The sequence below is a fragment of the Acidovorax sp. M14 genome, from assembly GCF_049331375.1.
Taxonomy (GTDB): Bacteria; Pseudomonadota; Gammaproteobacteria; order Burkholderiales; family Burkholderiaceae_C; genus Acidovorax.
Genome location: NZ_CP186263.1, coordinates 1,999,673 through 2,024,959 on the forward strand (window position 1 = coordinate 1,999,673; position 25,287 = coordinate 2,024,959).

The following is a 25,287-nucleotide window of genomic DNA, read 5'->3' on the forward strand; positions in this document are numbered from 1 at the left end:
TACCCCTGACACCCCCCAACAGGCCGCTACCGTGACCTTGCACATGACCACGCTGGCGGGCGGCAACGCCCTCAGCTCCTTCCGCGCTCAGCAACTTCAACCCGCCCTGGAGGCGATCCACCCCAAGATCAGTGGCATTGCAGCGCGTTTCGTGCATCTGGTCGCCACCGATGCGGCCCCCACGCCCGCCGAACAAGAACGTCTGGCCGCGCTGCTGACCTACGGCGACCCCTACGCAGGCCCCGAAGATGGCGCCGTCCTCATCGTCACGCCCCGCCTGGGCACGCTGTCGCCCTGGGCCTCCAAGGCCACCGACATTGCGCGCAACTGCGGCATCGCCATCCGCCGTGTCGAGCGCATCACCGAGTACCGCATCAGCCTGAAATCCGGCCTGCTGGGCAAGACACCCGAGCTGACGGCCGAGCAACTGGGCCAGATCGCGGCCCTGCTGCATGACCGCATGACCGAATCGGTGGTGGCCGACCGCAGCGCCGCAGCTGCCCTGTTCACCGAACTGCAGCCCGCGCCCATGGAGCATGTGGATGTGCTGGCCGGTGGTCGCGCGGCACTCGAAGCGGCCAACACCCGCTTCGGCCTGGCCCTGGCCGACGATGAAATCGACTACCTCGTGACCGCCTTCACGGGCCTGAAGCGCAACCCCACCGACGTGGAACTGATGATGTTCGCGCAGGCCAACAGCGAACACTGCCGCCACAAGATCTTCAACGCCCAGTTCACCATTGACGGCGTGGCGCAGAGCAAGAGCCTGTTCGGCATGATCCGCAACACGCACCAGCTGGCGCCCCAGCACACGGTGATCGCGTATTCGGACAACGCCTCGGTCATGGAAGGCCATCAGGTGGAGCGTTTTGTGGCAAAAATGGCCGCAAGCGCTAGTGAATCAAGCGCTAATAGCTATCAAAAAAGTAGCGTTACCCAGCATGTGTTGATGAAGGTGGAAACGCACAACCACCCCACTGCCATCTCGCCCTTCCCAGGCGCATCGACCGGCGCGGGCGGCGAGATCCGCGACGAAGGCGCCACCGGCCGGGGCTCCAAGCCCAAGGCGGGCCTGACGGGCTTCACCGTCTCCAAGCTCTGGGGCAGCACCGTGGGCAAGCCTGAGCACATTGCCAGCCCGCTGCAGATCATGGTCGAAGGGCCCCTGGGCGGCGCCGCGTTCAACAACGAGTTCGGCCGCCCCAACCTGAACGGCTACTTCCGCGAATACGAGCAGAACGTGGGCGGCGTGCAGCGCGGCTACCACAAGCCCATCATGATCGCGGGCGGCGTGGGCGTGATCGATGCCGAGCTGACGAAGAAGATTGAGTTTCCCGCCGGCTCGCTGCTGATTCAGCTGGGCGGCCCCGGCATGCGCATCGGCATGGGCGGCAGCGCGGCGAGCTCCATGGCCACCGGCACCAATGCGGCCGAGCTGGACTTTGACTCGGTGCAGCGCGGCAACCCTGAGATCGAGCGCCGTGCACAAGAGGTCATCAACCACTGCTGGGCACAGGGCACGAACAACCCCATCCTGGCCATCCACGACGTGGGCGCGGGCGGTTTGTCCAACGCCTTCCCCGAGCTGACCAATGATGCTGGCCGCGGCGCGCGCTTTGACCTCCGTGCCGTGCAGCTCGAAGAGTCCGGCATGAGCCCGAAGGAAATCTGGAGCAACGAGTCGCAAGAACGCTACGTGCTGGCGATTGCGCCCGAATCGCTGGAGCAGTTCAAAGCCTTTTGTGAACGCGAGCGCTGCCCGTTTGCCGTGATCGGCACGGCCACCGAAGAGCGCCAGCTGGTGCTGCACGACCCCGCTGCCACGGCCGACGACCAGAAGCTACCCGTGGACATGCCGATGAACGTGCTGCTGGGCAAGCCGCCCAAGATGCACCGCGACGTGAAGACCGTGGTGCGCGAATTTGCACCGATGGACTTGACCGGCGTGCCGCTGCAAAAGGCCGTGATCGACGTGCTGGCCCACCCCACGGTGGCGTCCAAGCGTTTCCTCATCACCATCGGCGACCGCACGGTGGGCGGCCTCAGCCACCGCGACCAGATGGTCGGCCCCTGGCAGGTGCCCGTGGCCGATTGCGCCGTGACGCTGGCCGATTACAAGGGCTTTGCAGGCGAGGCCATGAGCATGGGCGAGCGCACGCCGCTGGCCGCCATCAACGCACCCGCCTCGGGCCGCATGGCCGTGGCAGAAGCCATCACCAACCTGCTGGCAGCACCCATCGAGCTGCCCCGCGTGAAGCTGTCGGCCAACTGGATGGCCGCCTGCGGGGAACCGGGCGAAGACGCTGCGCTGTACGAAACCGTGAAGGCCGTGGGCATGGAGCTGTGCCCGGCGCTGGGCGTCTCCATCCCCGTGGGCAAGGACAGCCTGTCCATGCGCACGCAGTGGAGTGAAGGCGCGGACAAGAAGAAAGTCACATCCCCCGTCAGCCTGATCGTGAGCGCATTCGCTTCACTGTCCGACGTGCGCGGCACGCTCACACCCCAGCTCAACGCCACCGAGGCCGACACCACGCTGGTGCTGATCGACCTGGGCAAGGGCCAGAACCGCATGGGCGGCAGCATCCTGGGCCAGACGCTGGAGCAAAGTGGCAACGTGGTGCCCGATGTGGACGACCCCAAAGACCTGGTCAACTTGGTCAACGCCGTGAACGCACTGCGCGCCAAGGGCCAAATCCTGGCCTACCACGACCGCAGCGATGGCGGCCTGTTGGCCGCAGCAGCCGAAATGGCCTTTGCAGGCCACGTGGGCGTGGCGCTCAACGTGGACATGCTGGTGACTGAAGGCGACGGCATCAGCGACAGCCGCATGGAAACCGGTGACGCCAAGAACTGGGCGCAGCAGGTCAGTGCCCGCCGTGAAGAACTGACGCTCAAGGCGCTGTTCAACGAAGAGCTGGGTGTGCTGCTGCAAGTGCGCACCGCCGAGCGCAACGATGTGATGCAGGTGCTGCGCGAGCATGGCCTGTCCAAATTCAGCCACTTCGTGGGCAAGACGCGCCCAGTGTCGTCCGAAATCGACGCAGGCAAGGGCGAACTCCAGGTCTGGCGAGATGCCAAGGCCGTGTTCAGTGCCTCGCTGGCCGACCTGCACCAGGTGTGGGATGCGGTGAGCTGGAAGATCTGCCAGCAGCGCGACAACCCCGCCAACGCCGATGCCGAGCACGCTGCAGCGGGTGAGCCCACCGACCCGGGCCTGCACGTGCACCTGACGTTCGACGCGGCCAACAACGTGGCCGCGCCTTACCTCAACCTGGCCAAACCCAAGGTCGCCATCCTGCGCGAGCAGGGCGTGAACTCGCACATCGAGATGGCCTACGCCTTCACCGAGGCGGGCTTCGAGGCCTACGACGTGCACATGACCGACCTGCAGACCGGCCGCGTCCAACTCGAAGACTTCAAGGGCGTGGTGGCCTGCGGCGGCTTCAGCTATGGCGACACGCTGGGCGCTGGCATTGGCTGGGCGCGGTCCATCACCTTCAACCCGGTGCTGGCCGCACAGTTCCAGGGCTTCTTCGGTCGCACCGACACGTTCGGCCTGGGCGTTTGCAACGGCTGCCAGATGTTTGCTGAGCTGGCGGACATCATCCCCGGTGCACAAGACTGGCCACGCTTTACCACCAACCAGAGCGAGCGCTTCGAGGCCCGCCTGTCGCTGGTGGAAGTGCTGGAATCACCCAGCCTGTTCCTGCAAGGCATGGCAGGCAGCCGCCTGCCGATTGCGGTGGCGCACGGCGAGGGCTATGCCAACTTCAAGTACCGGGGCAACGCCGACAAGGCCATTGCTGCGATGCGCTACGTGGACAACCACGGCCGCGCGACGGAGCAGTACCCGTTCAACCCCAACGGCAGCGCGGGTGGCTTGACGGCAGTGACCACGGCCGACGGCCGCTTCACGGCCATGATGCCGCACCCCGAGCGCGTGTTCCGCAACGTGCAGATGAGCTGGACCAGCGAGGACAAGGCCCAGTACAGCGGCTGGATGCGCATCTGGCGCAACGCGCGCAAGTGGGTGGGGTGATGGGCTGAGGCACCCTGCGCTGCAGGGTGCTCATGCTTGATATCAGTAGCCGCTGAACACCGCAGGTTCAGCGGCTACAGTTTTCTTCAGGTGGGGTTCATGCCCTGTCGTCCATCTGAAGAAACACGCGCCCTCCGTCGATGCGCACGGGGTAACACTTCAATGGCTCGGTGACCGGTGCGCAGGTGGGGCTGCCATTGCGGACATCGAACTTCCCCTGGTGCAGGGGGCACTCGATTTCATGGCCGTCCAGAAAGCCATCGCACAGGCGCGCGTGCCCGTGGGTGCAGATGTTGTCGGTCGCAAACACACTGCCATCCACCTTGTACAGCGCAATGTTGTGCTCACCCACCTGCAACCCGATGACATCGTCGTCGGGTACTTCGGCTTCGCTGGCGGCGTCGATCCAGGATGATTCGTTCATGGTGGTTCAGATGGGGTAGATGATGGAGTTGGGGATCATTTCGCTGTCGTACACACAAAGGCGCGTCGCGAACTTGAGCCCTGCCGGGGTGCGTTCGATCACGTCGATGTACCGCCCCACGTTGAACACCGTGGACTCGCGCGAGAGCTTGGTGCGGAACACTGCGTAGTTCGCCTGGGCCTCGAAACGGTTCTCGCTCGCGGCAAGGACCACGGGCGCGCTGACCACATGGCGCTGGTAGTAGGGGTCGTGGAACAGCGTTTCGCGGATGCCGTAGACGCGGTCCTTGAGCATCCCTTTGCTTTCGAACAGCAGTGTTGCGAGGGGGAATCCGCGTTCGTGGTTCTCGCGGGGCACCAGCTTGTACGTGCAGTCCTCCGTGAAGAATTCGGGCCACAGGTCCCAGTCACCAGAGTCCACTGCCAGTGCGTACTCGGAGTACAGGCGCGAGATGGCCAGGTAATCATCAAAAGCAATGTGGGGCGTAGTGCTCATGGTCAGCCCTCCATCACTTCACGCCAGTAAGCGTACATGCCGCGGATGAGTGTTTCGGTCACCATGTGATCGGTGTTCTCCACCGTCTTTCCCCCCAACTCGGCCAGGGCGCGGTGGTAGGGCTTGCTTTCAAAACCTTCTTGCGAAAACTCGATCACCTCCCCGTCGTCGGCAGACACAAACCCCGCCGGGCCGAACAGGTTGGCCTGCCGCAGACGGCGCTGTGTCATCTCCGCGCTGTCGTCCTCAAACCCGAAGTGCGTCCATACGAAATCGAAGGCCCCGTGCCCGTCCGGCTGGATGTGCCGCGTGGAGACGCTGTTGACCTGCTGCTGAAAGATGACGCTGGGGAACACCGTCATCATGACCGCTGTGGGCCCGCCCCACCAGGGCTCGGGCACGATGTCCAGAAACCGCGCGTCGTGGAGCTGCATGCTCTCCTTGAAGCTGGACACCTGGGTGACCTGTTCGGCCTTTCCCGCTTGGCCCCGGGTGGAGATCATGGCGGCATGCCGGTGGCGTGCATCCATCTTCAGCTCGCTCTTGTTGTCTGCCCGCCAGAGGCCAAAGGTCACAAACCAGGTGTGCAGCAAGCCGGGGTGGTAGGGGTCCTTGATGTTCTCCTGCATGAGCTTCCAGTTGCCCGGAATGCGCTGGCGGTTGTAGCCCAGTATCGTCAGGCGCCGGCCGTTGAAGAGCCGGTCAAAGTACGACAGGATGTCCGGCCCCAGAAAGTTTTCGAGCGATTCCACATCGTGGTCAAAACTGGCAAACACCACGCCGCCCCGGGTGGCCACCTTGAGTTTGTTGAGGCCATGGTCCGCCGTCTGGAAATCTGCTGGCATGCCCCCGTTGATTTTGCCGTCCTGCTTGACGCCACGGCGAAAGGGCACCCCTTGCAGATCGCCTTGTAGCGTGTAGCTCCACTGGTGGTAGGGGCAGACAAAGTCCTTCTTGTTGCCATGGCGCTCGCGGCAGAACTGCATGCCGCGGTGGGCGCACACGTTCTCGACCACCTGGATGCCGCTCGCGTCGCGGACCATGATGACCGAGCGTTCTCCCACTACCGTGCGCTTGAAGTCGCCCACGTTCGGCACCTCGGCCTCCAGCCCGACATAGTTCCAGTGCTGCCGGTAGAAGAAGCGCTCCAGCTCCTTCTTGTGCAGGTCTTCACCGGTGTAGGCCATGAACGGTATTCGGCTGCTGCCTTCGGTTTCCCATCGCATCTGGCTGGGAAAGACTTCCTTGGCGGGTGTGCTCATTGCTGTCTCCTGGGTTGTTTTGTGGGGCTCACGTGCCACTGGCATAAAACGCATCCGCGTACACCTGCTCTGGCAACACGCCCATTTGCCTTACCAGCAAGGCAGTGGCCTCGACCATCGGCGGCGCGCCGCAGAGGTAGGCGCGAAAGCCTTCCAGGCTGCGCCAGTCCCGGGCAATGGCGTCGGTCACCAGGCCGGTGCGATGCCCTTGTGCCGGGCCGGACGCGACCACGACGTGCACCTGAAGCTGTGGGTGCTGGCGCTGTAGCGCTTGCAGCCATTCCACGCCATAGACATCGCGCTCGGACCGCACGCCGAAGTACAGGTGGATGGGGTTGCCCATGCCGGCGGCAACCACGCCGCGAACGATGGACAAAATCGGCGCCAGCCCTGTGCCGCCTGCTACGCACAGCATGGGCCCTGTGTGTTGGCGGCGCAGGTAGGCAGAGCCCATCGGACCGCTCACGCGCACCGTATCGCCCACGCGAAGCTCGTTCGCCACATAGCCGGTGACACGGCCTTGCGGGACCAGTCGAACGTGGAACTCCAGCATGTCGTCCTGGGCTGTGCCCGCCATGGAATAGGGCCGCACATGCGCTGGCGTGAACTGCAGCTGCGCATACTGGCCGGGCGAAAAATCGAGTGCTTTAGCGGGCTGGAGAACCAGCCGCTTGATGTCGTGGGTGGGATCTTCTATGGCCACCACCGTGGCCTTGATGATGCGTGCCGTGTGCACGACCACTTCGTCGGGTTCGGGGATCTCTACCGTGCAGGGCTCCGTCACGAAGGTCTGGCAGGCCAGGACGTAGGAGTCTTGTGCCGTCAGCGGTTGCTGGACCTCGCGCCCTGAGTCGAGCACCTGTCCTGCCACGATCTTGCAGCGGCAGGTGCCGCACCGCCCGGCCATGCAGCTGTGCGAAATCGGCACATCGTTGTTGCGCAACGCGTCGAGCAGATTGGCGCCAGGAGCGACGTTGAGCGTGCGCTGCAAGGGGCGTACGTGGATTTCCATCGTCCGTTGTCTCGGGTGTTGTCTCTGATGTTTTTGTGGGTCGATTCCCCGGGAAGGGGTCGATGGAGGCGATGATCAGATCGGCGAGAAAATCAGTCAACGCGATGATGTGAATGTTGAATATCATCCAAATCAATAGTTACGGAGGCAATCGATGGAGCTGAAGGACATTGATCTGAATCTTCTGGTGGTCTTCAACCAGCTCCTGGCCGAACGCAAGGTTTCCAAGGTGGCGGAAAACCTGGGCCTTGGCCAGCCTGCGGTGAGCAATGCGCTGGCGCGGCTGCGCAAGCTGTTTGACGACGAGCTGTTCACCCGCACGGCCAGCGGCATGCAGCCCACGCCGTTTGCAGAACAACTGGCGGAATCGGTGGGGTATGCGCTGGGCATGATTCATGGAGCCGTGAACGCCAGAAACACGTTCGACCCGCGCACCAGCAAACGCAGCTTCACCGTCGGCATGACGGACATTGGCGAGATCTACTTTCTGCCGCAACTGATGCAGCGCATCGAAGAAGTCGCGCCCTCGGTCACCATCAGCACCGTGCGCAATACGGCCACCAACCTGAAGGACGCCATGGAGTCGGGCCAGGTGGACCTGGCCGTGGGCCTGCTGCCGCAGCTGAAGGCGGGCTTTTTTCAGCGCCGTCTGTTCGAGCAGAACTACGTCTGCATGTTTCGCAAAGGCCATCGGCTGGATCAGAAAAAGATCCGCCTGCAGGACTTCTTCGGTGCGGACCATGTGGCCATCGTCTCTGCGGGCACTGGCCATGGGCAGGTGGACGAGATACTGGACAACCACTCGCCGCAGCGGCAGGTGAAACTCAAAGTGCCTCACTTCGTTGCTGTGGGCCACATCTTGCAGTCCACCGATCTGGTGGCCACGGTGCCGGAGCGGCTGGCCGAGCGCATGGCCGTCCCCTTTGAACTGCGGTACCTGGCGCACCCGGTCAAGCTGCCCAAAATCGCCATCAACATGTTCTGGCACGCCAAGTTCCACAAGGACCCGGCGAACCAGTGGCTGCGCTCGCTGGTTTTTGACCTCCATGCGGACGCTTCCAAAGGCGCCAAGGGTTAGCACCATCCTTCTCGCGTTGGGTGAGGTGCGGCAGAGCGGGCACGTCGCCTGCGCTTTCCTGCTCTCCTACGCACACCTGGCGCCGCTGCTGGCGCTTGGGGTGTCTGTGCGTTGCTATAGTGCGGCGCACACCGGCGGCATGTTGGCCGCTTTTTTACGACCCATCCCAAGGACTCTTCATGGCCACTGGCAGCCTGCTTGCTTTGCTCGACGACATCGCCACCATCCTCGACGACGTGGCCTTGATGACCAAGGTGGCGGCCAAGAAGAGCGCTGCCATGGCCGACGATGTGTCGGTGATGACCAAGGTGGCCGCGCAGAAGACGGCGGGCGTGCTGGGGGATGATCTGGCACTCAATGCCCAGCAGGTGACCGGCGTGCGCGCCGAGCGCGAGATTCCGGTGGTGTGGGCGGTGGCCAAGGGCTCGCTCATCAACAAGGTCATCCTGGTGCCTGCCGCGTTGCTGATCAGCGCCTTTGCGCCCTGGGCCGTGACGCCGCTGCTGATGGTGGGGGGCGCCTTTCTGTGCTTTGAAGGCTTTGAAAAGGTGGCGCACAAGCTGCTGCACGCGCAGCACGAGGACGAGGCCGAACGCGAGAGCCATGCCAAGGCCAATGCCAACCCAGCGGTGGATCTGGTGGCGTTTGAAAAGGACAAGATCAAGGGCGCCGTGCGCACCGACTTCATCCTGTCGGCCGAAATCATCGCGATCACGCTGGGCACCGTGGCCTCCGCGCCCTTTGTGCAGCAGTTGACCGTGCTGTCGGGCATCGCGGTCATCATGACCATCGGTGTGTATGGGCTGGTGGCGGGCATCGTCAAGCTGGACGACCTGGGCCTGTGGCTCAGCAATAAGGCCAGCAGCGCGGCGCGTGCCTTGGGCGCGGGCATCTTGCGCGCGGCGCCCTGGCTGATGAAGGGGCTGTCGATTGCAGGCACCGCTGCCATGTTCCTGGTGGGCGGCGGCATTCTGGTGCACGGAGTGCCGGTGCTGCACCACGCGGTCGAGGCTACAGGTACGGCGGCCGCGCAGTGGCCGTTGGGCGGGCTGTGGGCGGTGCTGGTGCCCAACCTGCTGAACGCCGTGGTGGGCATCGTGGCGGGTGGCCTGGTGCTGGCCGGGGTGACGCTGGTGCAGCGCCTGCGGGGCAAGTCCACAGCCTGATAGTGGGTATTCCTTGATCTAGGTCTAAGGGTTACTACCGATGGCTTGAGGTAAGGCAAGGCCGGGTGGGGGCCGCAGCGGTTCAATGCATGCACGGGGGTCGTCCCCGTCCAACCGATGCGAAATACCATGAAAAAGAACCTGCTGGCTGTCGCCGTTCTCTGTGCCCTCTCTTCTGGCGCTGCCCTGGCGCAACAGGCTGAAGGCCCCTGGATGGTCCGTGCACGCGCGGTGCACCTGGACAGCGCCAACAAGGACAGCACGCCGCTGGGCCTGTCGGTCAACAACAAGACCATCCCTGAAGTGGATGTGACCTACTTCTTCAACAAGAACATCGCGGCCGAGCTGATCCTCACGGTGCCGCAAAAGCACACGCTCAGCGCTGGTGGCGCCGCTATCGGCACCCTCAAGCACCTGCCTCCCACACTGCTGGCGCAGTACCACTTTGACGCCCCTGGCTTCAAGCCCTATGTGGGCGCGGGCCTGAACTACACGCGCTTCTCCAGCGTGAACCTGCCCGCAGGCGTGAGCATTGACCGCAACAGCTTCGGCCCCGCGCTGCAAGTGGGCGTGGACATTCCGCTGGCCAAGAACCTGTACCTCAACTTCGACGTGAAAAAGGTTTTCATCAAGACCGACGTGAGCGCAGGCGGTGCCAAGCTGGGCACCTTCAAGGTAGACCCCGTTCTGGTGGGCGTGGGTCTGGGCTGGCGCTTCTAAGGGCACAGGGCCCAGGCGGGCCCTGCGTTCCTGACGATAAAGTTCTCCAAGGGTTTGAGAGCCTGTTTACGATCTACCAGGGGTCGCGCAGTGGTCTTTGCGGGATGGGATGCAAGGCACGTTGCGCCGCCAATAGCCCCGCTATTGGCAAGCGCCGCAACGCCGCAGACCGCCCGCAAAGACCACTGCCCGAAGGGTTGGAGCGAAATCGGGTGATTGAATGCCTCGGCTGCTTGCATGGGCATGAGCCCATGCGGCGCACCCGAAGCGTCCACTCATCCCGATTGCGTTCCAACGCGACCCCTGGTAGATCGTAAACAGGCTCTGCGGGGCTGGCGCCTGCGCCAGCCCTTTTTTTTGGCAGGTGCGGAAATGGCCTACACACGGCTGTCAGCGAGGCAACGCACAATGGGGAGAGGGGCAGGGGAGCGCGTGGGGTGTGCCGCAAGGCGGGCATCCCAGGCGCCTCTGCTTTTGACCCACCGGCGGCGCTGCCGCACCAACGTCTTGACGACCCATGCTCCTGCCTCGCTATTCCGACATCACGCACGGGCTTACTCAGCGGCCCGCACGCATCTCCCCCAAGTACTTTTACGACCAGCACGGCTCCCAGCTGTTTGAGGCCATCACGCGCCTGCCGGAGTACTACCCCACGCGCACCGAGATGGCGCTGATGCAGGCGCATGCGGACAGCATTGCCCATGCCATTGGCCCGGGGCGCACCCTGATCGAGCTGGGCGCAGGCAACTGCCAGAAGGCCCGCACCCTGTGCCGCTTGGTGCAGCCGGCCTGTTTTGTGGGCGTGGACATTTCGGCGGATTTTCTGGAGCAGGCGGTGCAGGGGCTGCGCGATGAGTTTCCGGCGCTGGATGCCCGCGCGCTGGCGGGTGACATGACGCTGGGTGTGTCACTGCCCGACGACATTCCCCGCACCGGGCGCCTGGTGTTCTACCCGGGCTCGTCCATCGGCAACTTCGACCCGCCGCACGCGCTGGATCTGCTGGCCCACATGCGCGAACTGGTGGACGATGATGGTGGTCTGCTGATCGGCATCGATTTGCCCAAGGACGTGGCGGTGCTCGAAGCCGCCTACGACGATGCCGCAGGGGTCACTGCCGAGTTCAACCGCAATGTGCTGCGGCATGTGAACCGCCTGATCGGCAGCGACTTTGACGTAGCGCAGTGGCAGCATCGCGCGTTCTTCAACACCGAGGCGTCGCGCATCGAGATGCACCTGGAGGCGGCCACTGACACCGAGGTGTGCTGGCCCGGCGGCGGCCGGAGGTTCGACCGGGGTGAGCGCATCCACACCGAGAACAGCTACAAGTACCCGCTGCCCGTGTTCACCGACATGCTCGCGCGCGCCGGCTTTGCGCAGGCCCAGGCGTGGACGGACGAGCGGGGCTGGTTTGCCGTGGTCCACGCCCGTCCTTGACCGGTGGTATTCATGGTCGTGACATCCCCCGCAATCGATACGCTGCTGGCGCGCTACACCGCTGTGCGCGGCCGCTCGCTGGCCCTGGCGGCACCGCTATCGCCCGAGGACTGCGCCGCGCAGTCCATGCCCGATGCCAGTCCCACCAAATGGCACCTGGCCCACACCACCTGGTTCTTTGAAACCTTTGTGCTCGAAGCCCACGAGCCCGGTTTCCAGCCGTTTGCACCGGCGTTCCGGGTGCTGTTCAACTCGTACTACAACGGCGTGGGCGCCAAGCACCCGCGCCCGCAGCGCGGGCTGCTCACGCGGCCATCGCTGGAGGAGGTGCTCGCTTACCGGGCCAACGTGGACGCCCGCATGGCACGCTGGGTGCCCACCGTGGCGCACGACGACGCGCTGCGCGGCCTGATCGAGCTGGGCCTGCAGCATGAGCAGCAACACCAGGAGCTGATGCTCACCGACATCCTGCACCTGCTGTCCTGCAACCCCTTGTTTCCCGCCTATGCCAAGGCGTCTGACGCCGTGGCGCCGGAGCCCGCCGGGGCGCTGGCGTGGCACTCGTTTGACGCGGGGCTGACCGACATCGGCCACGCTGGCAGCGGCTTTGCCTTTGACAACGAGGGTCCGCGCCATCGGGTGTATCTGCACCCGTATGCACTGGCCTCGCGGCTGGTGACGCAGGCTGAATATCTCGCGTTTGTGGAAGCGGGCGGCTACCGCAACCCGCTGCTCTGGCTGGCCGAAGGCTGGGACTGGCGGGCGGCGCAGGGCCTGGAGCAGCCGCTGTACTGGCACCGCATCGACGGGGCCTGGCACCACTTCACGCTGGCGGGGCTGCAGCCGCTGCAGGGCGACCAGCCAGTGGTACATCTGTCGTACTACGAGGCCGATGCCTACGCGCGCTGGGTTGGCGCGCGCCTGCCCACCGAGGCCGAATGGGAGCATGCGGCCGCGCAGGGTACCGCAGGCATGGCGCAGTGGCACGGCGCTGCGTGGCAGTGGACGCAGTCCAGCTACGCGCCATACCCGGGCTTTCGGGTGGCGGAAGGCGCCGTGGGTGAGTACAACGGCAAGTTCATGGTAAACCAGTACGTGCTGCGGGGTTCGTCCAGCGCGACGCCGCCAGGGCATGAGCGGCTGACCTACCGCAACTTCTTCCCGGCCACGGCGCGCTGGCAGTTCACGGGCATTCGGCTGGCACGCGACCTCGGGTGAAGGCGGCCAGCGCCCGGCGCTGACCGCCATCGACCTGTCGCGCTGGAGCAGGCATGACGATGTCGCCATGCGCTGTGAACCTGTTTGCTATGAAATATGTAGCTTGCAGCGCATATTCCACTAGCGCTTGGACGCAAAAAGCCTCAAAACTACGCTGAAGGGTGCCTGGCCATGCGCTTGGGAGGCGCATGGCCCTTTGCACATCAGACCTTGTCGAGTGCCTGCGCCAGGTCGGCCTGCAGGTCGTCGATGTGCTCGATGCCGACCGACAGGCGCACCATGCCTTCGCTCACACCGGCCTTGGCCAGTTCTTCGGGGTTGAGCTGGCGGTGGGTGGTGGAGGCTGGGTGCGTGGCCAGCGACTTCGCGTCGCCAATGTTGACGAGGCGCGTGAAGAGCTGCAAAGCATCCAGGAAGCGCGCACCGGCCGCGCGCGGGTCTGCATCGTTGTTCTTCACGCTGAAGCTCAGGATGCCCGAGGCCTTGCCGCCCGACTGGCGTTGCACCACCGCGTGGTCCGGATGGTCGGGTAGGCCCGCGTAGCGCACCCATTCCACCTTGGGGTGGCTCTGCAGGTACTTGGCAATGGCCAGCGTGTTGTCGCAGATGCGGTCCATGCGCAGGGCCAGGGTCTCGATGCCTTGCAGGATCAGGAACGCGCTTTGCGGCGACAGCGCCGCGCCGGTGTTGCGCAGCGGCACCACGCGCGCACGGCCGATGAAGGCGGCAGGGCCCAGGGCTTCGGTGTAGACCACGCCGTGATAGCTCACATCGGGCTCGTTCAGTCGCGGGAAGCGCGCCTTGTGCTCGGCCCACGGGAACTTGCCGCTGTCCACAATCGCGCCGCCCACGCTGTTGCCGTGGCCGCCCAGGTACTTGGTGAGCGAGTGCACCACGATGTCGGCGCCGTGCTCGATGGGGCGCAGCAGGTAGGGGCTGGGCACGGTGTTGTCCACGATCAGCGGCACGCCGTGGTCATGCGCCACCTTGGCGATGGCCGCGATGTCGGTCACGTTGCCCAGCGGGTTGCCGATGGACTCGATGAAGATCGCCTTGGTGCGCGCATCGATGTGCTGCGCAAAGCTGGCCGGGTCGCGCGGGTCGGCAAAGCGGGTGGTGATGCCTTGCTGGGGCAGCGTGTGGGCAAACAGGTTGTAGGTGCCGCCATACAGCGTGCTGGCCGACACGATGTTGTCGCCCGCCTCGGCAATGGTCTGGATGGCGTAGGTGATGGCCGCCATGCCCGAGGCGACGGCCAGCGCGGCGATGCCACCTTCGAGCGCCGCGACGCGCTTTTCGAGCACGTCGGTGGTGGGGTTCATGATGCGGGTGTAGATGTTGCCCGGCACCTTCAGGTCGAACAAGTCCGCGCCATGCTGGGCGCTGTCAAACGCGTAGGCCACCGTCTGGTAGATGGGCACGGCCACGGCCTTGGTGGTGGGGTCGGGGCTGTAGCCAGCGTGGACGGCCAGGGTTTCGATTTTCATGCAGCTTGTCTCTTTCGTTGAAGGGAAGGGAGTTGGGGCAACCGGCCTCCACCCATGCTGGGGCGGAGCCGAATGTGCCGATGGCGCGGGCCATTCTGGCACCGCTGGCCCACGGCGTCATCGAATCGTTGGCTATGTGCTTATGACGTTCTTGCGTGCCGGGAGTGCCCTCAGGTCGCAGGCTCGTCCAGGGCGCTGTCGCTGGACTCTGGCGTGGTGCGCCGCTGTGGGTGGCTGCGTCGCCAGGCCTTCTCGATCTCGACCACCACCAGCACCACCAGCGCGGCGCCGATGCACAGCGCCAGCTCGCCCAGGCTCAGCGGCTCGGTGCGGAAGATGGGGTTGAGCCAGGGCACATAGATGGTCGCCAACTGCAGCGCAAAGGTCAGCAGCACGGCGCCCAGCAGCGGGCGGTTGCTCCACAGGCCCAGACGCCAGATGGGCTCGGACTCGGACCGGATGGCGATCACGTGCGCCATCTGCGCCAGCGTGAGCACGGTGAACACCATGGTCTGCCAGTGCGCATGGCCGGTGTGCAGCGCCCAGGCCTGCACCGCCAGGCACAGCCCGCCAATGAGCAGGCCCACGCCCAGAATGTGCTGCCACATGCCGTGGGCAAACAGGCTCTCGCGCGGCGCGCGGGGCGGGCGCTGCATGATGCCGCGCTCGGCCGGTTCGGCCGCCAGCGCCAGGCCGGGCAGGCCGTCTGTGACGAGGTTGACCCACAGGATGTGGATGGGTAGCAGCGGAATGGGCAACAGCAGCAGCGGCGCCAGAAAGATCGTCCAGATCTCGCCCGAGTTGCCCGTCATGGCGTAGCGCACGAACTTGCGGATGTTGTCGTAGATGCGGCGGCCCTCGCGCACCGCCGCGACGATGGTGGCGAAGTTGTCGTCCAGCAGCACCAGGCTGGATGCCTCGCGTGCCACGTCGGTGCCGCCCTGGCCCATGGCCACGCCGATGTCGGCGCGTTTGAGCGCCGGGGCGTCGTTCACGCCATCGCCCGTCATGGCCACAAAGTGGCCCTGGGCCTGCAGGGCCTCGACGATGCGGATCTTCTGCGCCGGGTCCACGCGGGCGTAGACCTGCACCTGCTCTACCTTGGCCCGCAGCGCGGCATCTTCCAATGTGGCCAGGTCGGCGCCGGTCAGCACCGGAGCATCGGCACTGCGCACGATACCCAGCCGGTGCGCAATGGCGCGCGCGGTGGCGGGGTGGTCGCCCGTGATCATCACTGGCGTGATGCCCGCGCTGATGCAATCGCGCACTGCGGCCTGGGCCTCACGGCGGGGTGGGTCGATGAGGGCGATCAGGCCCAGCAGCTCCAGCTGGTTTTCTACCGCGTCGATGTCGTTGGTGTCGGGCAGGCGGGCGTGGCTGCGGCGGGCCAGGGCCAGTACGCGCAGGCCCTGGGCGGCGAGCTGCTGGGCGGTGGCGAGGACCTGGGCGGTGTCGAGTGCGGCAGCGCCTTCGGGCGTCCAGTGGGCGGTGCAGCGGGGCAGTACGGATTCGGGTGCGCCCTTGGTGTAGGCCACAAAGCCTTGCGCCGCACGGTGGAAGGTCGTCATGCGCTTGCGGTCGGAGTCAAAGGGCTGCTCCTGCACGCGGGGGCTGGCGGCGTCAAGCAGGGCCTTGTCCAGCCCGCCCGCGTGGGCGGCCAGCACCAGCGCGGTTTCGGTGGGGTCGCCCAGCCACTGGGTGCCTGACGGACCCTCTTCGTTCTTTGCCTGCAGCGTGGCGTCGTTGCACAGTGCGGCGGCGCGCAGGGCCTCGGCGTGGGCGGGGCCGGGCAGGGGGTCGCCGGGCACCCAGCGCACACCGTGGGCCAGCAGCAGCTCGGCGTGCATGCGGTTTTGGGTCAGGGTGCCGGTTTTGTCGGAGCAGATGGTGGTGACCGAGCCCAGCGTCTCCACCGACGGCAGGCGCCGCACCAGCGCACGCACCGCCACCATGCGGCGTGCGCCCAGGGCCAGCAGCACGGTCACCACGGCGGGCAGGGCCTCGGGGATGGCAGCCACGGCCAGGCTGATGGCGGTGAGGGCCATGAGCAACGGTGCCTCGCCGCGCAGCACACCCACCACAAAGATCACCGCACAAATACCCAGCACCGCAATCGCCAGGCGCTTGCCAAAGGCCGCAAGCCGCAGCTGCAGCGGCGTGCTGCGGTCACCTGCGTCGAGCAGCGTGGCCACCTTGCCCAGCTCAGTGTGCATGCCGGTGGCCACCACCAGCCCGCGCGCTCGGCCATGGGTGGCCGTGGTGCCCTTGAAGGCCATGTTGGTGCGGTCGCCCAGCGCGCCCACGTCTTCGGCCGCCAGGGCCTCGGTCTGCTTGGCCACGGTGACGGACTCGCCCGTGAGAGCCGATTCATCCACCTGCAGCTGCGCAATCTCAATGAGTCGCAGGTCGGCCGGGATCTGGTTGCCCGCCTCCAGCAGCACGATGTCGCCGGGCACCAGCTCTGTAGCAGGCACCACCTGCACCGCACCGCTGCGCAGCACGGTGGCGTGTGCCGCCGCCAGCTGGCGCAGCGCCGCCATGGCCTGGTCGGCGCGCCAGGCCTGCACAAAGCCGATGACGGCATTGAGCACCACGATGATCAGGATGACCAGCGTGTCGGTGACCTCACCCACCAGCCCCGAGATGACGGCCGCGCCCAGCAGCACCAGCACCATGAAGTCCTTGAACTGGTCGGCCAGCAGGCGCCACCAGGGGCGGTCCTGCGATGCGGCCAACTCGTTGGCGCCATGGGTGGCGCTGCGGCGCTGCGCTTCGTCGGCATGCAGGCCCGCGTCAGGGTCGACGCCATGGGCCTGGGCGACGGCCTCGGTGGGGTGCAGGTGCGGCGCGGTGGATGGGGACATGCGGCGAACGGTGAAACGGGCCGCACGCCCTCGCATCAGTGCGCGACTTGCGGCCGGGCTTTGTAGAACTGGAGCGGGGCTTCTGGCACCTGGTTCAGCACCTGGCGCTTGATCTTGCCCACCACGTGCATTTCACAGGGCTTGCAGTCAAAGCGCAAGGTCAGCTTCTCCTTGCCGTTGATCAACATCAAGGGTTCGGCCTTGATGGTGCCCTGCACGCCCGTCACGCCCTTGGCCTGCTTGGGGCACAGGCTCATGGAAAAGCGCACGCAGTGCTTGGTGATCATGAGGCTGACTTCGCCTTCTTCTTCATGCGCCTCGTAGGCCGCAGCGATCACCTTCACACCGTGGCGCACGTAGAAGTCATGGGCCTTGTGGTTGAACACATTGCCCAGGAAGGAGAGCGTGTCCTCGGGGTAGGGCACAGGGGGCTCCACCGGTGTGGCACGCGGCAGGCGGGCAAAGTTGCGGGCGCGGTTGGCCTCCAGGTCGGCCACGGCATCGCGGCGCAGCGCGTTGAGCACCGAGGCGGGCACAAACCAGGGCTGCGACAGCTGCAGTGCAATGTCGTGCACCGCAAACACCGTCGCGCCGAAGCGGCCCAGTTGCTCGCGCAGGCTGGCTTCGGCCTTGGCCGGATCGGTGGCGGGTTGGTGGGGCTGCTGCACGTCGGCACTGCCCACGTTGCCGTCTTCGTCGGTCAGCATCAGGCTAAAGCCGGTGGGCGTTTCGCTCAGGTGCGCCCACAGGCCGATGCGGCGGTCGCTGGATTTTTTCTCCAGCGTGCGCACCCAGTCCATGTCGCGGTTGCGGTTGACTTCGGTGCCCTTGCGCAGGTCCTTGAAGCCTTCCATTGGGTCCTTGGGGTACACCCGCCACTGGCCGACGCTGCGTGCCGACACGGGCTCGGCCACGTTGATGGCCATGCCCACCAGCTCCTTGTGCAGGTCGTAGTAGCACAGTCCGTCGCCGTTGTGCAGCACGGTGGCGGGGTCGCTCACTTCCAACTCCACAAAGTCGGGGCCCACCTTGGTCACCCAGCCGATGGCCTGGCCGGGGTTCTTGGGGGTGTCGAAGGCGCCGATGTCTTCCTTGCGGCCGGTGACAAAGTAGTCGGTGAACTCGCGGTTGAAGTTCTGGAGCGGGTCGGGTTTGAATGTGAAAGTGGTGCGCCCGCTGGACGAGCGCGACAGCGGCCGGCCTTGCGCCTCGCGCTCTTCGATGATCTCGTCGAGCAGCGTGCGGTAGTGGGCGGTGATGTTCTTCACATAGCCCATGTCCTTGTAGCGCCCCTCGATCTTGAAGCTGCGCACGCCTGCGTCGATGAGGGCGCGCAGGTTGTCGCTCTGGTTGTTATCCTTCATGCTCAGCACGTGCTTGTCATGCGCGATGAAGCGGCCCTGCGCGTCCGTCACCTGGTAGGGCAGGCGGCAGGCCTGGCTGCAGTCGCCCCGGTTGGCGCTGCGGCCCGTTTGCGCATGGCTGATGTTGCACTGGCCGCTGTAGGCCACGCACAGCGCGCCGTGGATGAAGAACTCGATGTTGGCGCGGCCCGGCGCATCCACCGGGCCCAGCGCTTTGTGGACTGCTGCTATCTGCTGCACCGTCAGCTCGCGCGCCAGCACGATTTGCGACAGGCCCGCGTCTTGCAGAAAACGCGCCTTTTCAGGCGTGCGGATGTCGGTCTGGGTGCTGGCGTGCAGCTGGATGGGGGGCAGGTCGATTTCGAGCAGGCCCATGTCCTGGATGATCAATGCATCCGCGCCCGCCTCGTACACCTGCCAGGCCATCTGGCGCGCGGCTTCCAGCTCATCGTCGCGCAGGATGGTGTTGAGCGTGATGAAGATGCGGCTGTTGAAGCGGTGCGCGTGCTTGACCAGGCGCTCAATGTCCCGGATGTCGTTGCCCGCGCTGGCCCGCGCGCCAAAGGCCGGGCCGCCGATATATACGGCGTCGGCGCCGTGGTTGATGGCTTCGATGCCAATGTCTGCGTCGCGCGCAGGCGAGAGCAGTTCGAGCTGGTGGGGCAGGAGGGACATGGGGCGTGATTATCCCAGCCTGCCTTGCCGGGCGGTGGGCGCCGGACTCATTAGCCCGGTTAATGCTGGAGCAAATTACTAAGTTTGCTTAGTAATTTTGCGAAAATGAGGGTTGAGGTGGCTACGATGCGGGGTTTGTTGTGTACAAGTTCGGTGCACAACAGGATGCTTTGACTGACCCAGGAGACTTTGTACTGTGCTGCGCCCCGTTTTCGCTTCTTCGCCCCTGTTCCGTATTTCTGCCCTGACCGCCCTTGCGCTGGCGGCCAACCTGGCCTCCGCCCAGGACGTGCAAACCGTCAAGATCGCCCACGCAGGACCGGTGTCGGGCGGCATTGCCCACATCGGCAAGGACACGGAAAACGGCGTGCGTCTGGCCATTGACGACCTGAACGCCCAGAACCTCGTCATCGGCGGCAAGAAGATCAGGTTTGAAATCGCGGCCGAAGACGACGCGGGCGACCCACGCCAGGCCACCGCCGTAGCGCAGAAGCTGTGCGACCAGAAGGTGGCAGGCGTGGTGGGCCACCTGCAGTCGGGCACGTCCATTCCCGCGTCGGCCGTCTACGCCAAGTGCGACCTGCCCCACATCACGGCCTCGGCCTCCAACCCCGACCTGACCAAGCCCGGCCACAAGACCACCTTCCGCCTGATCGCCAACGACAACGCGCTGGGCGCTGCGCTGGCGCTGTTTGGCGCGGACCACCTCAAGCTCAAGAACGTGGCCATCATCGACGACCGCACGGCCTACGGCCAGGGCGTGGCCTCGGTCTTCAAGGCCACGGCACAGCAAAAGGGCCTGAAGGTGGTGGCCGAGGAGTTCACCAACGACAAGGCCACCGACTTCATGGCCATCCTCACCGCCATCAAGAACAAGAAGCCCGACGCGATCTTCTACGGCGGCCTGGACGCGCAGGCGGGCCCCATGCTGCGCCAGATGGAGCAGCTGGGCCTGGGCAACGTGAAGTTCTTTGGCGGCGATGCCCTGTGCACCGAGAAGCTGCCCGAACTGTCGGGCAAGACGCCCGCGCTGAAGAACGTGACCTGCGCCACCGGCGGTGCATCGGTGGACAAGATGCAGGGCGGCTCGGACTGGAAGAAGCGCTACGACGCCAAGTTCCCCGGCCAGTTCCAGATCTACAGCCCCTACGCCTATGACGCTGCCATGGTGCTGGCCGACGCGATGAAGCGCGCCAACTCGGTGGACCCCAAGGTGTTCACGCCTTTCCTGGCCAAGACCGAGTACAAGGGCGTGACCGCCAACATCGCCTTCACCGCCAAGGGCGAGCTGACGACGCCCGCCGTGACGCTCTATACCTTCAAGGACGGCAGCCGCGTGGCGTTGAACTGAGGCCGTTCGCCTCGGCGGCTCGAACGACTCTTGCCCCAACGGCCGCCTTGTGCGGCCGTTTTTGCATTCGGCGTTCATGCGGCGTTTGGCTTTACAGTCAGGCCCCATTGCAAGAACCCGCGGGCCGCCGGTGCCCGCCAAGGAGCCCAGGTATGCGCGCACTGTTTGGATTGGTTGGACTGGTGGTGGTGCTGGCCATCGTGGGCCTGCTGGCCAAGAAGCAACTCGCGGCCACGCGTGCCCCCGTGCCTGCGCTACAGACCGCCACGGGTGCGGCGGCCCCTGCTTCGGCACCCACCGGCACGGTGCGTGAGCAGAGCCAGCAGATGCAGCAGCAGGTCAAGCAGCAGGTAGAAGGCCTGATGCAACAGGCACGCCCCATGCCCGAAGACGAGAAAAAATAAGCCAAATTGCTGCTAAGCGCACATATTTCATGCCTTGGATGCTATTGAAAATATAGTAATGAAGATGGTCGACGACGCGCACTGGATGCGACTGGCCCTGGCCGAGGCGCAAGCCGCAGCCAGCGCGGGCGAGGTGCCTGTGGGCGCCATCGTGGTCAAGGACGGTCAGGTCATCGCCACCGGCCGCAATGCCCCGGTAGAGGGCCACGACCCCACGGCCCATGCCGAGATCGTCGCCCTGCGTGCGGCTGCGCAGCGGCTGGGCAACTACCGGCTGGACGGCTGCAGCCTGTACGTCACGCTGGAACCCTGCGCCATGTGCAGTGGCGCCATGCTGCACGCGCGGCTGGCGCGGGTGGTGTATGGCGCGCCGGAGCCCAAGACCGGGGCGGCTGGGTCAGTGCTCAACCTGTTCGGGCATGCCGAGATCAACCACCAGACCGAGGTGCAGGGCGGGGTGCTGGCCGAAGAATGTGGCGGTCTGCTGAGCCGCTTTTTTGCGCAGCGCCGCCGCCAGCAGCGCGCCGAGGCATTGGCCCGCCACCCGTTGCGTGACGACGCCTTGCGCACGCCCGATGCGGCGTTTGCCCACCTGCCCGGCTACCCTTGGGCTCCCCATTACATCAGCGACCTGCCCAGTCTGGCGGGCTTGCGTCTGCACTACCTGGACGAGGGCCCTCGCGACGCATCGCGCACCTGGCTGTGCCTGCATGGCAACCCCGCCTGGAGCTACCTCTATCGCCGCATGCTGCCCGCCTTTCTGGCTGCGGGCGACCGCGTGGTGGCGCCCGACCTGATCGGTTTTGGCAAAAGCGACAAGCCCAAGAAGGAGGGTGCGCACCAGTTCGAATGGCACCGCCAAGTGCTGCTGGAGCTGGTCGAGCGGCTGGACCTGCGCAATGTCGTGCTGGTGGTGCAAGACTGGGGCGGCATCCTGGGCCTCACGCTGCCCATGGCGATGCCTGAGCGGTTTGGCGGCCTGCTGGTAATGAACACGTTGCTGGCCACGGGCGATGCGCCGTTGCCGCAGGGCTTTGTCGACTGGCGCGCCATGTGCCGCGACAAGCCGCTGTACGGGGTAGGGCGCCTGTTGGCACGCGGCAATCCGCACCTCAGCCCCGCTGAGTGCGCGGCCTACGATGCACCTTTTCCCGACAAGGGCTACCGTGCCGCGCTGCGGGCGTTTCCCGAACGTGTCCCCGCCGCTTTGGACGACCCCGGCGCGGCGCTGTCGCGTGCAGCCCGCGATTTCTGGCACCACCAGTGGCAAGGCCGCAGCCTGATGGCGGTGGGGGCGCAAGACCCGGTGTTGGGGTTGCCCACCATGCGGGCGCTGCAACACCACATCCGTGGATGCCCCGAACCGGTGGTGCTGCCCCATGCGGGCCACTTTGTTCAGGAGCATGGCGAGGCCATCGCAGCACGGGCTGTGGAATACTTCACCCACTGATCTGCCCGCTGGTGCCGCCTGACTGCATGGGGCGCCGGGCATTCCCCCTGTTTACGGAGCAGACCCCATCGGGGCCTGAGCGCTTTGCACGACCACCATCACGACCACTCCCAGTGCGACCACGACCACGGTCCCAAGCACATCTACATTTATTCGCCCTCCAGCGCCGTGCGCGACAAGGCGGCCTTCAAGCGGGGCATTGCCCGGCTCAAGGCCCAGGGCCATGAGGTGGAGGTGGATGTGGACGCACTGGCCACGCACACGCGTTTTGCGGGTGACGACGCCACCCGGCTGGCTGCTATCCACCGTGCAGCGGCCAGCGGCGCCGATGTGGCGCTGATCTCTCGCGGGGGCTATGGCCTCACGCGCATCCTGCCGGGCATCCGCTACAAGGTGGTGGCCAAGGCCATCGAAAAGGGCACGCACTTTGTGGGCGTGAGCGACTTCACCGCCTTCCAGACCGCCGTGTTGGCCAAAACCGGGGCCACCACCTGGGCAGGGCCCTCACTGGGGGCCGATTTTGGGGTAGAGGGCGAGCCCGACGACATCATGGAAGCCTGCTTTGACGACCTGCTGACCGGCCACGGCGAGGGCACTGGCTGGCGCATGCACAAGGAAAAGCCCCATGCCACCACTGGCAAGCCGGCTGTGCCCAACGTCTATGTGAAAAGCGCCACCCTGTGGGGCGGCAACCTCGCAGTGCTGGCATCGCTGGTGGGCACGCCCTATTTCCCGCAGGTCAAGGGCGGAGTGCTGTTTGTAGAGGATGTGCACGAGCATCCCTACCGCATTGAACGCATGCTGACCCAACTGCTGCACGCCGGTGTGCTGGCCCAGCAAAAGGCCGTGGTGCTGGGGCAGTTCACCAATTTCAAGCTGGCGCCGCATGACAAGGGCTACAAGCTGCAGTCGGTGGTGGACTGGCTGCGCACCCAGATCAAGGCCCCCGTGCTGACCAACCTGCCGTTCGGGCATGTCGAGACCAAGGTGTTGCTGCCCGTGGGCGCTACGGTGTCGTTGTCAGTGGAAGAGCGGGACGCGCTGATCTATTGGGGGCACCAGCACTGAGGGGGTAGGGCCTCCGCTGGGGCGGCCCTGACCGTGGTGCCAAAGGTGAACGGGCCCAGGCACTGAGGGCCGAAATTTCAGAATGTCAGAGGTGCGCGCGGGGTGTGTGCGGCATTTGCGGCACCCGCAGCGACAGGGGCAACTGTCCCTGAAACATCGGTGTGATCCGGTCCAGCACCGTTTGCGCGATGGCCTCGCCGCGCAGCAGGGTGAGTGTGTCGAGCAAATCGCTGCGCAGGTACCACAGCGCTTCAATATCGCCCGCGTAGCGCAGGCGCATGTTCATGCGCGCCACTTCGCACCCGGTCAGCCCCATCAGGCTGTGCAGCATGGCACGCCGCACCTCTTCCAGACCCTGGTCGCGCACCCACGCCGTCGAAGACGGCTTGTCACGGCCCAGCAGGTCGTGCAGGTTGTTGCGGAGATTGGGCTTGTTCCAGCGCATGTGCGGAGGGAAGTGCGGTTTTTGTAACAGGGTCGATCAAAGTAAGCGGGACTCAGGATTGACGCAAGGGTGGCGCTCCTGTTTTTGCATAAAGACAACACGATGCCCCGGTTTGTTGCGAACTTTTACGCATTCCGCACGAACGTTCGCGGGGGCCAAGCGTGGCTGGGGCGGCCGAGCCGTTGTGCAGCCAAAGGCGAGGGTGGGAGCGCAGGAAGGTGGCCGCTCCGGCACCCTCATAGAGCGCCTCCGAACCGATGCCCGGGTCGCGGCGGCAGGCCTCTCAGGCTTGCAAAGACCTTGGCAAAGGATTGTTGACGCTTTGTTAGGTGCGTCTTCGTTGAGCTTGCACTAAACTGATTCACATGATGTTACTTATCGGCCATCGTTCATGAGTGTGTTGTCGACGGTGGTCTTCGCAGACATCTCGGGCAGCACCTCGTTGTATGAAACGCTGGGCAACGAGCGTGCCACCGAGGCTGTGACCCAGGTCACGCAGTGGATCAGTGACACCATCGAGGCGCATGCGGGCCGCGTCGTCAAAAAGCTGGGCGACGGGGTGCTGTGCGTGTTTGGTGACGCGGCCAGTGCCGTCACCGCCACCACCCACATGCTGCGCCAGCACCAGGCGCGCCTGGACCGGTGGCCGCAGCCGCTGCGCATGGACATCCGTGTGGGGGTGGCCAGTGGCGAGGTGGTGGACGTGGACGGTGACTGCTATGGCGATGCCGTCAATGTGGCCTCCCGCCTGTGTGAGCGCGCAGGCCCGGCTGAAATCTGGGCCACCGAGACAGCGGTGCTGCTGGCAGGGGCGGCGGCCGATGTGTGGTACCGCAAGCTCGGCCTCATGGAGATCCGTGGCAAGGCCGAGTTGCAGATGCTTTACCAGGTGGAATGGCGCGAGAACGAAGAGCCTGACTCGCTCACCATGCAGGCGGCGCTGGTCAGCAGCTTCGCACCGGCCGATTCCATACTGGGGCAGATCCAGTTTTCCTGGCATGGCGTGGACATGTCGTTCACCTCGTCGGATGCGCCCGTGCATGTGGGGCGTGCCACCCATGCCCAGCTGTGCATCAACGACCCCCGCGTCTCCAGGCTGCATGCGCGCATCGACTGGCGCAACAGCGGCTTTGTGCTGACCGACATGAGCAGCTTCGGCACCTGGGTGCGGTTTGACGGCAGCGACTCGCCCGTGCGGCTGCGCCGCGATGCCTGCATCCTGCATGGCACGGGGCAGATTGCGCTGGGCGTTCCTTTCACCGAGTCCAGTGCCCCGGTCATGAACTTTCAGGTGTCCGGCACCAGCGTTCATCTGGGCTGAGGCCTTGGG

Annotated in this window: 19 protein-coding genes; 11 read left to right on the forward strand and 8 right to left on the reverse strand. The window is 65.3% G+C overall.

What is annotated here, in order from left to right; translation table 11 throughout:
- Positions 1-31: 31 nt before the first annotated feature.
- Positions 32-4,039 carry a phosphoribosylformylglycinamidine synthase gene (gene purL, locus ACOYR4_RS09205; protein WP_422849323.1) on the forward strand — a complete coding sequence of 1,336 codons (4,008 nt, stop codon included), beginning with the start codon at positions 32-34 and terminating at the stop codon, positions 4,037-4,039.
- A gap of 97 nt (positions 4,040-4,136) precedes the next feature.
- Here the strand turns inward: purL and ACOYR4_RS09210 are convergent, their stop codons facing one another.
- Genes ACOYR4_RS09210 through ACOYR4_RS09225 form a run of 4 tightly spaced genes read right to left on the reverse strand, consistent with a single transcriptional unit; the run spans position 4,137 to position 7,232 of the window.
- Entirely contained in the window at positions 4,137-4,463 is a 327-nt protein-coding gene (locus ACOYR4_RS09210; protein ID WP_291446027.1) for a non-heme iron oxygenase ferredoxin subunit, read from the reverse strand.
- Between the two features lie 6 nt (positions 4,464-4,469).
- Entirely contained in the window at positions 4,470-4,958 is a 489-nt protein-coding gene (locus ACOYR4_RS09215) for an aromatic-ring-hydroxylating dioxygenase subunit beta (RefSeq protein WP_203422186.1), read from the reverse strand.
- A 2-nt stretch (positions 4,959-4,960) separates the two neighbouring features.
- Complete coding sequence (locus ACOYR4_RS09220; protein ID WP_015013725.1) at positions 4,961-6,220, reverse strand: aromatic ring-hydroxylating dioxygenase subunit alpha; 1,260 nt, start codon at positions 6,218-6,220, stop codon at positions 4,961-4,963.
- Positions 6,221-6,248: 28 nt separating this feature from the next.
- Positions 6,249-7,232: a 2Fe-2S iron-sulfur cluster-binding protein gene (locus tag ACOYR4_RS09225; RefSeq protein ID WP_060987730.1), complete on the reverse strand. Its 984-nt coding sequence runs from the start codon at positions 7,230-7,232 to the stop codon at positions 6,249-6,251.
- 154 nt (positions 7,233-7,386) lie between these two features.
- On the opposite strand from ACOYR4_RS09225, the gene ACOYR4_RS09230 reads away from it, so the two are divergent.
- The 5 genes from ACOYR4_RS09230 (at position 7,387) to egtB (ending at position 12,849) form a co-directional block, all read left to right on the forward strand.
- Positions 7,387-8,310, forward strand: a complete 924-nt coding sequence (locus ACOYR4_RS09230; RefSeq protein WP_015013727.1) for a LysR family transcriptional regulator — start codon at positions 7,387-7,389, stop codon at positions 8,308-8,310.
- A gap of 179 nt (positions 8,311-8,489) precedes the next feature.
- Entirely contained in the window at positions 8,490-9,476 is a 987-nt protein-coding gene (locus tag ACOYR4_RS09235) for a DUF808 domain-containing protein (RefSeq protein ID WP_015013728.1), read from the forward strand.
- Between the two features lie 129 nt (positions 9,477-9,605).
- Positions 9,606-10,196: an OmpW/AlkL family protein gene (locus ACOYR4_RS09240; RefSeq protein ID WP_015013729.1), complete on the forward strand. Its 591-nt coding sequence runs from the start codon at positions 9,606-9,608 to the stop codon at positions 10,194-10,196.
- Positions 10,197-10,713: 517 nt separating this feature from the next.
- Positions 10,714-11,631 (forward strand): L-histidine N(alpha)-methyltransferase, encoded by a 918-nt coding sequence (egtD, locus tag ACOYR4_RS09245; RefSeq protein ID WP_422849324.1) that lies wholly within the window; start codon positions 10,714-10,716, stop codon positions 11,629-11,631.
- 12 nt (positions 11,632-11,643) lie between these two features.
- Positions 11,644-12,849 (forward strand): ergothioneine biosynthesis protein EgtB, encoded by a 1,206-nt coding sequence (egtB, locus tag ACOYR4_RS09250; RefSeq protein WP_422849325.1) that lies wholly within the window; start codon positions 11,644-11,646, stop codon positions 12,847-12,849.
- A gap of 203 nt (positions 12,850-13,052) precedes the next feature.
- Here egtB and ACOYR4_RS09255 read toward each other — a convergent pair whose 3' ends face one another.
- The 3 genes from ACOYR4_RS09255 to ACOYR4_RS09265 all read right to left on the reverse strand — a co-directional run bounded on the left by ACOYR4_RS09255 (position 13,053) and on the right by ACOYR4_RS09265 (position 19,239).
- Positions 13,053-14,336, reverse strand: coding sequence for an O-acetylhomoserine aminocarboxypropyltransferase/cysteine synthase family protein (locus ACOYR4_RS09255; RefSeq protein ID WP_422849326.1), 1,284 nt, complete (start codon positions 14,334-14,336; stop codon positions 13,053-13,055).
- A 170-nt stretch (positions 14,337-14,506) separates the two neighbouring features.
- Positions 14,507-17,200, reverse strand: coding sequence for a cation-translocating P-type ATPase (locus tag ACOYR4_RS09260; protein ID WP_422849327.1), 2,694 nt, complete (start codon positions 17,198-17,200; stop codon positions 14,507-14,509).
- 35 nt (positions 17,201-17,235) lie between these two features.
- Positions 17,236-19,239 (reverse strand): peptidase U32 family protein, encoded by a 2,004-nt coding sequence (locus ACOYR4_RS09265; RefSeq protein WP_422849328.1) that lies wholly within the window; start codon positions 19,237-19,239, stop codon positions 17,236-17,238.
- Between the two features lie 196 nt (positions 19,240-19,435).
- Between ACOYR4_RS09265 and ACOYR4_RS09270 the strand changes: the two genes are divergently transcribed.
- From ACOYR4_RS09270 to ACOYR4_RS09285, 4 genes are all read left to right on the forward strand, one after another.
- Positions 19,436-20,590, forward strand: coding sequence for a branched-chain amino acid ABC transporter substrate-binding protein (locus ACOYR4_RS09270; protein ID WP_422849329.1), 1,155 nt, complete (start codon positions 19,436-19,438; stop codon positions 20,588-20,590).
- Positions 20,591-20,742: 152 nt separating this feature from the next.
- Positions 20,743-20,994, forward strand: a complete 252-nt coding sequence (locus tag ACOYR4_RS09275; RefSeq protein ID WP_060985300.1) for a hypothetical protein — start codon at positions 20,743-20,745, stop codon at positions 20,992-20,994.
- Between the two features lie 58 nt (positions 20,995-21,052).
- Entirely contained in the window at positions 21,053-22,444 is a 1,392-nt protein-coding gene (gene tadA, locus ACOYR4_RS09280) for a tRNA adenosine(34) deaminase TadA (RefSeq protein WP_422849330.1), read from the forward strand.
- 84 nt (positions 22,445-22,528) lie between these two features.
- Complete coding sequence (locus ACOYR4_RS09285) at positions 22,529-23,512, forward strand: LD-carboxypeptidase (RefSeq protein WP_422849331.1); 984 nt, start codon at positions 22,529-22,531, stop codon at positions 23,510-23,512.
- A gap of 85 nt (positions 23,513-23,597) precedes the next feature.
- Here the strand turns inward: ACOYR4_RS09285 and ACOYR4_RS09290 are convergent, their stop codons facing one another.
- The gene (locus tag ACOYR4_RS09290) at positions 23,598-23,957 is read right to left on the reverse strand and encodes a hypothetical protein (protein WP_110958982.1); all 360 of its coding nucleotides are present in this window, start codon (positions 23,955-23,957) and stop codon (positions 23,598-23,600) included.
- Positions 23,958-24,348: 391 nt separating this feature from the next.
- Between ACOYR4_RS09290 and ACOYR4_RS09295 the strand changes: the two genes are divergently transcribed.
- Positions 24,349-25,278 (forward strand): adenylate/guanylate cyclase domain-containing protein, encoded by a 930-nt coding sequence (locus ACOYR4_RS09295; RefSeq protein ID WP_209819322.1) that lies wholly within the window; start codon positions 24,349-24,351, stop codon positions 25,276-25,278.
- Positions 25,279-25,287: the final 9 nt, after the last annotated feature.